This window comes from Streptomyces otsuchiensis (genome assembly GCF_004305975.1).
Taxonomy (GTDB): Bacteria; Actinomycetota; Actinomycetes; order Streptomycetales; family Streptomycetaceae; genus Streptomyces; species Streptomyces otsuchiensis.
The window spans coordinates 1-12299 of the sequence record NZ_BHZI01000011.1 but is presented as its reverse complement, the minus strand read 5'-3'; the positions used below and the strand labels follow the sequence as shown (position 1 = coordinate 12299).

Here is a 12299-nt window from a genome sequence, read left to right as displayed (position 1 = left end):
TCACTCCTCCTCGGACGGCGGCTCATCGAGCAGTTCACCCGGGTCACCGACCACGCGGTCGGCCCCGTGCCGGAACAGCGCCTGCGCGTTTCCGGGCCCGCCGACGCGGTCGACCCCCACCACGAGCGCGAACCCGCCGCGACGGCCCGCCTCGACGCCGGCGGTGGCGTCCTCGATCACAGCGGCCTCGCTCGCGGGCACCCCCAGGCGTCGGACCGCCTCGAGGAAGAGCGCGGGGTCGGGTTTGCCCGGCAGCCGGAGACGTGTCGCCTCGCGTCCGTCGACGACTGCGCTGAAGAGCGCCAGCACGCCCGCGGACCGCAACGCCTGTGTGGCGTGCCGGGAGGCGGAGACCGCCGCGCAGGGGACGTTCTCGCGCCGGAGCGCACGCACCAGCCGCACGGTGCCGGGCCATGGAGCGACACGGTGACCGCCGAGCCAGAGGCTGAACAGTTCCTCCTTACGGGCGGCCACCGCCGCCACCGTGCCGGTACCGGGTGGCTCGCCCGGCCGGCCGGGCGGCAGGAAGAGCCCGCAGCCCGCCAGGAAGGCTTCGGCGCCCTCCAGCCGCGACCGGCCGTCCACCCAGCGGTGATAGTCCTCGGTTGCGAACCTCCGTTCGCGGCCGGCCGCGGCGAGACAGGCGTCGAACGCGCCCTTCCAGGCCGCTTCGTGCGCCGGCGCGGAGTCCGTGACGACGCCGTCGGTGTCGAAGACCGCTGCCTGCACGCCGAGCGATCTGCGTGGACCGCGTGGTGCTGGACCGCCACGCTCACCGGCCGCCGCTGCCGCCGGGTTCGCGCCCCCTGACAAGTGGCCGACCATTTCCCTGCCTCCTCGTGGCGGGAGCAACCCGACGACACGCTCGTACCCCTCTCCACGGTGCGTGGGCACGAGCCGCTTCGCCACCGCGACGGACCGGACGGCGGCTCCGCGCGACCGATTCGTCCGGACGGTGCATGCTGATGAAGGGGCACCAGGGGAGTGCGGAGACCAGGACAGGAGCGGAGACTCGCGGGATTCCGCGCACGGGTTCCGGCGGCGACAGTCCGGGGCCGGCGGACCGGTTTCGGGCCTGCGTGCGTTGGGGCGCATCGGTTTGACTCGGTGGGGTGACGGCACACGCGCCGCGCGCCGGGGCACGCTGCGCGACGGCCGGCAGCCAACGAACCAGGACCACGTCGGAGAGGGCGGTGGAGACCGTGGAGCTTCCTGTCGTAGTGGGAGTGGACGGATCGGACGGCAGCCTTGAGGCGCTCGACTGGGCGGCCAGGGAGGCGGAACGCTCATCGCGTGAGCTCCGGGTCGTCTACGCCCCCGAGTGGGGCCGTTACGAGAGCTACGAGCCCCGGGCGGCCGCGGACGACCGTCCGGCCGAAACGGTGACCTCCGACAGCGTCATCGCCGTCGCGATGGCGCGGGTTCACCGCCTGGCACCCGAGGTGAAGGTCGCGGCCGCGTCGATGCCGGACGAGCCGGTGAGCGTTCTCCTCTCCGAAGGTGACAGCGCGTCGATGCTCGTCGTCGGGTCGCGTGGACGGGGGCCGATCACCGGCATGCTGCTGGGCTCCGTCAGCCTCGCAGTGGCGGCCCGTGCCCGCTGCCCCGTCGCGGTCGTCCGGGGCCCGGCACCACTTGATGCCGGAGCGGACGCTCCGGTCGTGCTGGCAGTCGGCGAAACGGCGGCGAGCGACGCCGCCGCACGTTTCGCCTATGAACAGGCCCAGCGCCGGGGCGTTCCGCTCCTGGCCGTGCGCGCTTGGCGGTCCCCCGCCCCGGACGTGGTCTTCGGCCACGGAGAGCTCTCCTACGACCCCGTGGAGGTCGCGAAGGCATCCCACCAACGGGCGGACATGTTCCTCGACCGGACGCTGAGAGTGATCGGCGAGGACTATCCGTCGGTGCGGGCACGGCGGGACGCCGTCGAGGGCCCCGCCCATCAGATGCTGGTCCAGGCCGCCGAGGGAGCGGCCCTGCTGGTGGTCGGTGCGCAGCGACGCAGCGGTACGGTCGTCGGGCTCCAGCTGGGCCGCGTCAATCACGCGGTCCTGCACCATTCGCCGTGCCCGGTCGTCGTCGTGCCCGACACGCGCTGACCGAGTGGCGCCACCACCAACACGCTCTCAGGCCCCGCGCCTCGCTGTGTACTCCGGCTGGGGTCGGCCGGCCCGTAGCCGTGTGTGGCGCGTGGTGGGCCGGTGGCGCTGTGGCAGACGATCACGGCTCGCCCGCTCCCCAGCCGAGTCCGAGGAGTCGCTCTCATGGATCCCACGACGGTCAACGGAATCCCGGCGCATCCGCTCGTCGTCGACGCTGTCATCGTGCTCGTCCCGTTGGCGGCTCTGCTGCTGGTGGTCTGTGCCGCCTGGCCGTCGGTCATGCGGCGCAGAGTCCCTGCCCGTTCTCGCTCTTGTGGCGCTGGTGACCGTTCCGATGGCCACTCACGCGGGCGAGTGGCTGTAGGAGCGCGTTCCTGAGACCGCGGCCTTGGAGCGCCACACGGAGATGGGTGACAACCTCCTGCCCTGGGCGGTCGCACTCCTCGTGGCGTCGGTGCTGCTGTGGTTGTTCTACCAGCGCCCGTGGGAGCGGGGCTCCGCGGAGCAGCAGCCGGACGGGCGCGGGGCAGTGGCCCACCCCGCGGTCTTGATGAGGGTCGTCGCGGTGGTCCTGGCGCTTGTCGTGGGCACCGGTGCGGTCGTGGAGACCGATCGCATCGGTGATTCGGGTGCGCAGTCTGTGTGGGAGGGAGTCTGACGCGCGGCGGCGCGATGCCCGGACGTTCCTCGGTCTCCCCCTGGGACCGCGAATGTTCCCTCGTCCTGGACCGGGTGCCGCCGTGCCCCGGGGCACTCGCAGTCGTCACGACGGTGCTGATCGCCTTCGCGCGTGCTCCCCACGCCGGTACCTGCGCGAAAGCACGTGTGACAAGGCGGTGGACTGGTCCTGGCGACCGTGTGCGGTTGGCGGCTCGGCGCTGTCCCCGCCGCGGGGCGAGTTGAGCCGCTGTCGCCGAAGCTGGAGGGCGATGCCACCGCTGGCGCCCGGCTGGACGCCGCCCCGCCCACCCGCGGCAGCGCGCACCGGCCGGGGGAGCGGAGGCAGGGCGCGGCCTCGCGGTTCGGTCAGCGCGGCTCCGTCGGGCGGGCGCCTCGCAGGAACTGCGTCACCGCGGTGTCCACGAGGCCTTCGAGCCGTCCCGGCTCGATCATGCCGCTGTTGACCATGGACGTGATCCCCAGGACGGTGGCGTAGATGACGAGTCCGATGCCCTCCGGGTCACCCTCCTCCAACTCGCCCCGTGCCTGGCCCTCTTCGATCAGATCGCTGATCTGCCCGAACGCGGCTGCGGCGGCCTCGGCGACCGCGGTCGCCCCGGGACGGTGCTTGCTGGCGTTCATCAGCCCGGTCAGCGCGACATTCTCGGTGGCGAACCGGACGTAGGCCGACGCGAACGCGTACAGGCGAGCGGGCAGGTCTTCCTCGTCGTCGATCTCGTCCACCGCGGCTCGCAACCTCGCGCCAAGGCGGACGAAGCCCGACTCGGCGAGGGCGTCGAGCAGCGCGCGGCGGTCCGCGAAGTGCCGGCGGGGCGCCGCGTGACTCACGCCGATCTCCCGTGCCAGGTCCCGCAGGGAGAGCTGCTCGGCCCCGTGCGCCCTCAGACTGCGCTCCGCCGCGTGGAGGAGCTCCACGCGGAGATTCCCGTGGTGGTAGGGCCGCTGCTCCGTGGTGTCAGGCATGGGGTCAGCCTACTCAGCACAATGTTTTCATTGACAACAATGTTGTCAATGTCTACTCTCGGGTCATGTCCAGATTCTCCCCCGCCGAAATTGCCGACCTGAGTGGCCGCACCGCCGTCGTCACCGGCGCGAACAGTGGTATCGGCCTCGTCACCGCCCGTGTTCTCGCCGAGCGTGGTGCGCAGGTGGTCCTTGCCGTACGCGATCCTGAGAAGGGGGAAGCGGCGGCGGCGACCATGACGGGCGCGGTCCAGGTCCGCATCCTCGATCTCGCCGACCTCTCCTCTGTCCGGGCGTTCGTCCGCGACCTCCCCGGCCCCGTCGATCTGCTGGTCAACAACGCCGGAATCTCCCTGGGGCCGCTCTCCCGGACCGCGGACGGATTCGAGTCGCAGCTCGGGACCAACCACCTGGGCCACTTCGCCCTGACGAACCTGCTCCTTCCGCGCATCAGGGAGCGGGTCGTGACGGTGGCCTCGCTCGGGCATCGGATCGGCTCCCTGGACTTCTCCGACCTCCAATGGGAGCGCAGGCCGTACCGGCCGAACGCCGCCTATGCGCAGTCCAAGCTGGCCAACCTCCTGTTCGCCTCCGAGCTCCAGCGCAGACTCACCCGCGCGGGATCACACGTCATCTCGACGGCCGGGCATCCCGGCATCTCCTCGACGGACCTGATGCGAGCAGAGAAGAAGCCCTCCCTCGGTTTCCGCGTCGAGAAGTTCCTCGTCGGGCTCGTCGCCCACAGCGCGGAGGAGGGCGCCCTGCCCACCCTCTACGCCGCCACCGCGGACCTTCCCGGCGACAGCTACGTCGGCCCCGGCCGACTGTGGGGCATGCGCGGTGCGCCGGCGCCGGCCGGACGGGCCGCCCGAGCACGTGACGGCTCGGCGGCGCGGCGGCTGTGGGAGGTGTCGGAGGAACTGACCGGCACGCGCTTTCCCCTCGACGCTCCCGCGCCCCCTGCCCCGTGAAAGGACCGGCCACTGTGATTCGTCCAAGAAGAGACGCGAGCAAAGACCAACGGAAGATGGGCGAACTCGTCGTCGTCTCCGGTGCCTCGTCGGGTATCGGAGCCGCGACGGCACAGGCCCTCGCCGCAATGGGCTACCACGTCCTCGCCGGGGTACGCACCGACAGCGAGGCGGACGCCGTCCGGGCCGACGGCATCGAACCGGTCGCCCTGGACATCACCGTCCCGGAACACATCGAGGCCCTGGCCCGGCGGATCGCCGACGACCCTGAACGGCGCGTCCTGCGTGTCCTGGTCAACAACGCCGGGATCGAGATCAACGCCCCCGTCGAGGTGCTCCCTCTCACCTCGTGGCGCGAGCAGTTCGAGGTGAACCTCTTCGGGCACATCGCGGTCATCCAGAGTCTCCTGCCCTTCCTGCGGCGGAGCCGGGGAAGAATCGTCAACATCAGCTCCGTCGGCGGGGTGGCCGCGCTGCCCGTCTTCGGGGCGTACGCGGGAACCAAGTTCGCCCTGGAAGCGGCCAGCGACTCCCTGCGACGGGAGGTCTCGGCGCACGGCGTGCAGGTCGTCGTGGTCCAGCCCGGCGGCGTCCGGACGGAGATGGCCGCCCGCAGCGGTGACATCTCCCTCGAACTAGCCGCCGGGATGAAAGCGGAGCATCAGCGTCTCTACGGCGGCCTCATCAACGCGACGGTGTCGTCGAACGCAGCCTTCCTGAAACGCGCCGTATCGGCGGAGAAGGCGGGGGCCAAGATCGCCAAGGTGGCGACAACGCCCCGCCCGCGCGTCCGATACACCCTCGGCGGGGATGCCGCCTTCATCATCCCCCTCGCCCGTTTCCTGCCTGCCCGGCTACTGGACGGCATCCTCGCGATGAGCCACCGGGGCCGGAACCCGAACCCCGGGCCCACGCCCACGCCCCAGTCCACGGGGAGTCCTTCATGACCACGCTCGCCGACCGCATCGGACTGATCGAACTCATGGGCCGCTACGCCGACATCGCGGGCCTGAAAGGAGTTCACCCCCTCCCCGCACTCGGCTGCGGGACCGGGTGACCCCGACTTCTCCTCGGTCATCGGACTGCCGTCGCGGAGCCCGCGTCACAGCTGCTCGACGGCTTGAGCCTTGTCTGTGGCCGGTCTGCGTCACCCCGTGCCGAGTCGTCCCGGCGGCCCCCGGTGCGGAGACCGAGGCCGGCAGAAGCCCCGGACAGACCTGGTGACGGCCGGAGTGGCGGTCCGGCGGGGAGCGGCACATCCTGGACGAGCGGCGGGCCGCCGTCGCCACCGCGAGGGTGAGAGGGAGCCATGGCGATACCACTCCGGAGCAGGCAACGGCGCATGCTGACGGTGCCGGGCGTCTACGCTCCCCAGCACGACACGCACCTGCTCATGCGGGTGGTGGGCCGGGAGAACATCGCCGCCGGGCCCCGTGTGCTGGAGCTGGGGACGGGCAGCGGAGCCCTGGCGGTGCACGCCGCGCGGCTGGGCGCCCGTGTCACGGCCGTGGACATCTCCCACCGGGCGGTGCTGTGCGCCAGGCTGAACGCCGCTTTCCACGGCAGCCGCGTCACCGTCCGGTATCGCGATCTGTCCACCGCCGACCCCGGCGGGTACGACATGGTGATCAGCAACCCGCCCTATGTGCCGGCCCCCGGCGCCCTGCCGCCCTCGCGCGGGAAGGGCCGCGCCTGGGACGGCGGCCCGGACGGCCGGGCAGTCGTCGATCGGGTCTGTGCGACCGCCGCGACCGTGCTCGGGCCCGGTGGAACGCTGCTCATGGTGCACTCGGCGCTGTGTGGGGTCCCCGCCACGATCGACGGTCTCGCGGGGCTGGGACTCGACGCGCAGGTGATCGAGCGCCAGCTCGTTCCCGTGGGGCCGGTGCTTCGTTCCCGGCTGCCGTGGCTCCGGGAGCAGGGGCTGGTGGACGACGAGCGGCTCGACAAGGAAGAACTGGTGGTCGTCCGTGCGCGACGAAACTGACCCCCGCCGCATCCGCCTCGACCGCAACGGGCCGCTGCTGGTGGAGGGCCCCGTCACTGTCGTCGGGGACGACGGTGTCGCCGTGACCTCCGAGCGCTTCCTGGTGGCGGTCTGCACCTGCCGTCGCAGTCGCGCCTATCCGTGGTGCGACACCAGCCACCGCCGCCGCGCGGCCTCCCGCACCGACACCTCGCCCGACGCGTCCGCTGACGTGAACCCGGACGAGACGTCATGACCACGGCGCCCTACACCGAAGCACGCGACACCAGCCCCGTGCTGCCGGCCGCGCGCGGCGCTCTCTCCCACGCCGTCCGGTCCGCCCTGCGGAACCGCCACGCCCCCCTCGTGGCTCCGCGGCTCGTGGCGGAGGCCGAGCCGTACGGCGACGACCTCCAGCTCGCGCTCTACCTGCTGTACGAACTGCACTACCAGGGGTTCGACGGTGTCGGTGACGACCGGGAGTGGGATCCGGAGCTGTTGCGGCTGCGCGGAGCTCTGGAACTCCGCTTCCTCGACGCGCTGCGGGCGGATGTGCCGCGGAAGGCGAGCGCCGGAGAGGCTCTGGACGCCGTCCTGGTCGAGCCGGCTGTCGGCGACGACACCGGCGTGAGCACTCACCTGCAGAACGAAGGCAGTCTGTGGCAGCTCCGGGAGTACGCGGCGCTCCGTTCCCTCTACCACCTGAAGGAGGCCGATCCGCACGCCTGGGTGATCCCCCGGCTCCATGGCCGGGCGAAAGCGGCCATGGTGGCAGTGGAGTACGACGAGTTCGGCGCCGGGCGGGCCGAGGACGTGCACGCCAGGCTCTTCGCGGACCTGATGGACGACCTCGGCCTGGACCACACCTACGGCCTGTACCTCGACGCGGCTCCGGCGCAGCTGCTGTGCACCGTCAACGTGATGTCGCTCTTCGGTCTGCACCGCGCGTTGCGCGGCGCTCTCGTCGGGCACTTCGCCGCGGTGGAGGTGACGTCCTCGCCCGGGTCGCGTCGACTCGCGAAGGCGATGCGGCGTGCCGATGCCGGGCCGGCCGCCGCACGCTTCTACGACGAGCACGTCGAGGCCGACGCCGTGCACGAACAGGTCGTCCGGCACGAGGTGATCGCCCCACTCCTCGCGGCCGAGCCGCGCCTCGACGCCGATGTGGCGTTCGGTATCCAGGCCACCGGTCTGCTGGAAGACCGGCTCGGCGTGCTGCTGCTGGAGGCGTGGCGGCACGGGCGTTCCGCTCTGCGCGTCCCGCTGGCGGCGTCCGCGCGACACCCGGTCAGCCCGGTGGAACTCCCGTGAGAGACGCCAGGGGGTGGGTCATACGCCCGTCCGCGCGCCGTCCCACCCCGCTGGGTGGGGACCACGAGGCGGCGGCCGGTCGGCGCGGCAGGCCGTTCCCGTGATCACCGAGCACGAGGGCCCGGGCGCCCTGGTCATCCTCGCCAACTTCGTCTCCCCGCTGGCGGTGGACCTGGGTGAGGAGTCAGTCCTGCGCCAATGGGCGGAGCAGGCACCACGCAAGCTGTGGCTCACCCGGCCCGGTGACGTGCTGGTCAGCCCGGTGCCCCTCAGCCCTCCCTTCCGGCGTTACGTCTTCCACCGGCTGGGCATACCGGAACACTCCGTGACCGTCGTCACCGTGCCCGACACCCCGCACCTGCCGATGGCTCAGGCGCTGGCCGCGCACGGCATGTTGCGCCCGCTGCGAGCCCTGGCCGGTGAGCGTCCGGCAGCACGTCTGCTCCCGACCGCGCTGGACGAGGCGTCGGTGGCGCTGGCCGCCGACCTGCGCATCCCCGTCGTCCCCTACGAAACGAACGCGCCGGACCCCGGCACACTGCGGGTGGTCGCCGAGATGAACACGAAGTCGGGTTTCCGCGCCGTCGCACGCGCGCTCGGTCTGCGCGTGCCCGACGGCCGGGCGTGCACGGGCGCGGAGCTGGGCGAGGTGACCGGCGCGTCGCTGGGCGCGCACGGCCGGGTCGTCGTCAAGCCCGACCGGTCCGCCGGTGGCCACGGCCTGGTGTTCGTCGGTCCCGGAGACCAGCCTGGGCAGTCACCGCCGCCGCCGGACAGCCGGTGGGTGGTCGAGGAGCACGTGGACCACAGGTGGGCCGTGAGCGGTCAGGGGCACGCCACCGCCACTCGGGTGGAGGTGAGCTACGACGGCGAGATGCGCGTGTGTGCCGGCTCCTTCGCCGGCTACCGCTCGCCCCTGGAGGCCCCGCCCGAGCGGGCGCGCGCCGAACTGGCCGACTGGACCCGGGCGCTGGGCGCCCACCTGGCCGCCGAAGGCTACCGCGGGCCCTACAGCCTGGACCTGGTGTGCACACGGGACGGAACCCTGTACGCCCTGGAGTGCAACGTGCGGCGCACCGCGACGACCACGGTCCACGCCATGGTGAGGCGGCTGACCGGGCCGGGCCCTCGCAGACCCAGGTGGTCCACCGGAACGGTCACCGCCGCCTCGCCGCTGTCCTTCGACGAGGCGGTGCGGCACCTGACGGAAGCGGGACTGGACTTCCAGCCCGGTGACGCCGAGGGCGTCCTGTTCTTCACCGACCGCCCGGCCGACGGCCGGCGGTGGCGGTACGCGGCCCTCGCTCCCAGTCACTTCCGGCTCACCGAAGTCGAAGCGCGGTTGTCCACGGTCCTCGGGCACGGGCCCCGCTGAGCCGCGTACCAACCGTCCTCCGGGAGAGCCGACTTCGTGTGGTGCGGGAGCGCGGCAACCGTCTCACTGTGGTGATCGACCCAGGTCAGCGGGGAGCCGGGCGTGCCCGGCGGCCACCACCGCTCCCCGGGCTTCGTCTCGTCGCAGGCGATTTCGAGCTGCCTCCGGACGCCCTTCCGCAATACCCCGGGCCGCGAACGCGCCAACTCCGGAGGCGGGTCCGGTGGCCGGAAGCGGTCTCGGGCGTGCGCTCTGTACGAGGTTTCCTTCGAACGGTCGGCCGCGGCTTCGCGCCACGCCTGGCGCGCCGGGCGCGGAGAACTGCCGCAGGGGGTCGCGTCGTTCCGCGCTCGCGGCATACAGGTATGCGATTCGCAAAAAGGCGTGTTCCCGGCCCTGGCCGACGGCCCGCGAGGGTGATGTGGAAGATGGCGTTCCGGGCAGGGTAAGCGCGTGCCGTGGCGGGCGGAATGTTTCATTCCCAGGGCGTGCGCGGCGTACGAGACACACGAAGCGTTCGATTGCTGGCGTGTTCAGGTCTTTCGCGTGAGGCGGAGCCGCTCCGCGTGAGTAATGGCCGAATCGGGAAGACGCCGTTCTTCCGGTGTGATCCCGCTGTTAGTCTCACCGAGGCTCACTCCCGTACCTCTCGATCTCCTGATGGCGTCATCTGCCCGGCCCGGCCTCGACGGGTTCATTCCTCGATGTTCACGAGCCGAGTTCCGCGTGCTGTCGTGTTGGTTGTCTTGAAGTTCTTTCATCGAAGCGTGGGAAGAAGACTTCCTGAAGCGTGACAGGAGTAAGCATGCCCCTGGGGTACTTGTTCGGCGGTGGCGTCGGGGCCGAACCGCACGGGATCGAACTGTATGAAGCGTCACCGCTCGTACGGCGGCTCTACGAAGAGATATCCGGCTGGACCGGCCTGACCGCCGAAGGGATCCTGCGTGGCGAACTGCCCGCAGGACGGGAACGACGGCAGAGCGCGGGCACGATACGCGAAGCGGCGCTCGCCGTCGCCGTGCACGATCTTCTGGCGGAGGCGGGCCTGCGCCCGGACGTGGTCGGCGGGCTGAGCCTGGGCTCGATGACGGCCAGCACTCTGGCCGGCGCCCTGGACCGCCGCTCGCTGTTCACCATGCTGGCCCGGACCGCCGACGCCCCAGGCCCTGGGCCCGCTGACGCCGACGAGGGCATGGCCCTCGCCTTCGTGCAAGCCGAGGACGCGCAGTCGCCGCCGCCCTGGCAGGGGCTCGCGGACGTCCACCTCGCCGGGGACTTCGGCCCCGTTGTGGACGGCTCCCGCCGCATCCTCATGCTCGCCGGTCACCGCGCGGCGATCGAGGGCCTGGCCGCCGTGTCCCCTCCCGGCGCGATCGTGCCGCTGCCCGGCCGTGACATCGCCGTTCACTCCCCGCTGCGCCAGCCCTTCCGCGACTTCATCGCGCCCCATGTGGCAAGCATTCCGTTCACCGCCCCCCGCATTCCCCTGCTTTCCTGTCTCGAGCGCGGAGAGCTGAAAACCGCGGACGAAGTACGGGACATGTTCGAGCGGAACCCCACCGATCCGATCAGCCTCGTCGACGTCTACGAAGGAATGCGGAGTCACGACGTGCGGCTCGGCCTCGTCATGGGCCCCGCGATTCCCGAAGGAATCCTCGCCTTCCCGTTCCCCGTTGTCCATGTGGAGCGACCCGAGCACATCGAACTCGCCGTCAGTACCGCCTACGATCTCGGAATCGAGTTCGCCCAGACCGACTCCGGAACACGGGACGGCTGAGATGTGGAGATCCGGGCACGCGGCGGAGCCGGAAGAGCCGGAGGAGAACGGTGCGACCGATCCCGACGTACTCGTCGAGAAGTGGCTCGGCGTCGACATCGACGAATGGACCCGCCGCGTCGTGCGGCGCACCTTCGACCCCGAAGAAGGAAGTCCCTATTGGCTGAGACGCCGCGAGCGGCTCGACTTCGACCCCCACGACATCACACGTCACGAGGAACTCACGGCTTTCGGCCCGTTCCCGCTCGCCGACCTCCGCGACGTGGATCCGGCGGACCTCGTGCCCCGCGCCCTGCGGCGTCCGCTCACCGGCCGGGTGTGGGACACCGGCGGCACCACCGGCACGCCCTGCCGCGTCTACTACACCCCTGCCATGCTCCGCCACCGGGCTGTCTGGCGCCGCTGGTCGTTCGTCCGTGAGGGGTTCGCGCCCGGGCGCGGCTGGCTCCAGGCGACACCCACCGGGCCGCATCTCATCGGGCACGGTGCCTGGGAGGTCGCCGACCTGTACGCCGGCCTGGTGTACGCCATCGACATGGATCCCCGCTGGGTCAAGCGGCTCATCCGCGAAGGGCGCCCGGCCGATGTCGAGCGCTACACCGGCCACCTCCTGGAACAGATCGACGACACCCTCGACCAGGGCGACATCGACTACCTCAACACCACCCCCGCACTCTTCGCGGCGCTGTGCAGACGCTCACCGGAGCGCGTCTCGGCCCTCGCCGGAGCGCGCCTGAGCGGCACTCAGATCAACACCGCGATGCACCGCGACTTCCGCGCGGCCCTCGACGGCGGGATCTGCGGCATCAGCTACGGCAACACCTTCGGCAACGCCGCCTGCCTCGGCGTACCGGAGAGCGGCGGCCCGATCCCGTACATGCCGAACTATCCGCAGGTGACCATGGCCGTGGTCCGCAAGGATGACTGGCGCTCGGTCGTCGCGCCCGGCGCGAACGGCCAGGTCCGCCTCACCGTCCTGCACGACGACCTCTTCCTGCCCAACATCCTCGAACGCGACCAGGCGGCACGCCACCTCGACGCCGAGTGGCCGTGCGACGGCGTCGCCGATGTCCGTCCGCTGCAGATCGCCAACTCCGCCCCCGAGGGCCTGTACTGACCGGCCCACCGCGCACTGCGGGGACCGTCCTGGCGTCCC

The 12299-nt window shown here is 71.5% G+C and carries 12 protein-coding genes; 10 read left to right on the top strand and 2 right to left on the bottom strand.

The window, feature by feature from the left end; translation table 11 throughout:
* The gene (locus E0D90_RS02260) at positions 1-729 is read right to left on the bottom strand and encodes an HAD family hydrolase (RefSeq protein WP_227869933.1); all 729 of its coding nucleotides are present in this window, start codon (positions 727-729) and stop codon (positions 1-3) included.
* Between the two features lie 497 nt (positions 730-1226).
* On the opposite strand from E0D90_RS02260, the gene E0D90_RS02255 reads away from it, so the two are divergent.
* Positions 1227-2096 (top strand): universal stress protein, encoded by an 870-nt coding sequence (locus E0D90_RS02255; RefSeq protein WP_265415931.1) that lies wholly within the window; start codon positions 1227-1229, stop codon positions 2094-2096.
* A 409-nt stretch (positions 2097-2505) separates the two neighbouring features.
* Complete coding sequence (locus tag E0D90_RS27580; RefSeq protein ID WP_227869932.1) at positions 2506-2757, top strand: hypothetical protein; 252 nt, start codon at positions 2506-2508, stop codon at positions 2755-2757.
* 368 nt (positions 2758-3125) lie between these two features.
* On the opposite strand, the gene E0D90_RS02245 is transcribed toward E0D90_RS27580, so the two are convergent.
* On the bottom strand, positions 3126-3743 hold the full coding sequence (locus E0D90_RS02245; RefSeq protein ID WP_130796398.1) for a TetR/AcrR family transcriptional regulator: 618 nt from the start codon (positions 3741-3743) through the stop codon (positions 3126-3128).
* 65 nt (positions 3744-3808) lie between these two features.
* Between E0D90_RS02245 and E0D90_RS02240 the strand changes: the two genes are divergently transcribed.
* The 8 genes from E0D90_RS02240 to E0D90_RS02205 all read left to right on the top strand — a co-directional run bounded on the left by E0D90_RS02240 (position 3809) and on the right by E0D90_RS02205 (position 12260).
* The gene (locus E0D90_RS02240) at positions 3809-4714 is read left to right on the top strand and encodes an oxidoreductase (RefSeq protein WP_130796397.1); all 906 of its coding nucleotides are present in this window, start codon (positions 3809-3811) and stop codon (positions 4712-4714) included.
* A gap of 56 nt (positions 4715-4770) precedes the next feature.
* A complete protein-coding gene (locus E0D90_RS02235; protein WP_227869931.1) occupies positions 4771-5661 on the top strand; it encodes an SDR family NAD(P)-dependent oxidoreductase in 891 nt (296 codons plus the stop codon).
* Between the two features lie 362 nt (positions 5662-6023).
* Positions 6024-6701, top strand: a complete 678-nt coding sequence (locus E0D90_RS02230) for a HemK2/MTQ2 family protein methyltransferase (RefSeq protein ID WP_103503459.1) — start codon at positions 6024-6026, stop codon at positions 6699-6701.
* Positions 6685-6936 (top strand): CDGSH iron-sulfur domain-containing protein, encoded by a 252-nt coding sequence (locus tag E0D90_RS02225; protein ID WP_227869930.1) that lies wholly within the window; start codon positions 6685-6687, stop codon positions 6934-6936. Before E0D90_RS02230 ends, E0D90_RS02225 begins: the two co-directional genes overlap by 17 nt.
* On the top strand, positions 6933-7991 hold the full coding sequence (locus tag E0D90_RS02220; protein WP_130796395.1) for an iron-containing redox enzyme family protein: 1059 nt from the start codon (positions 6933-6935) through the stop codon (positions 7989-7991). The genes E0D90_RS02225 and E0D90_RS02220 overlap by 4 nt, the downstream gene beginning before the upstream one ends.
* A 100-nt stretch (positions 7992-8091) precedes the next feature.
* Positions 8092-9366: a preATP grasp domain-containing protein gene (locus tag E0D90_RS02215; protein WP_130796394.1), complete on the top strand. Its 1275-nt coding sequence runs from the start codon at positions 8092-8094 to the stop codon at positions 9364-9366.
* Between the two features lie 805 nt (positions 9367-10171).
* Positions 10172-11143 (top strand): ACP S-malonyltransferase, encoded by a 972-nt coding sequence (locus tag E0D90_RS02210; protein WP_130796393.1) that lies wholly within the window; start codon positions 10172-10174, stop codon positions 11141-11143.
* 1 nt (position 11144) lies between these two features.
* Positions 11145-12260 (top strand): arylcarboxylate reductase, encoded by a 1116-nt coding sequence (locus E0D90_RS02205; RefSeq protein ID WP_130796392.1) that lies wholly within the window; start codon positions 11145-11147, stop codon positions 12258-12260.
* The last annotated feature ends 39 nt before the right edge of the window (positions 12261-12299 follow it).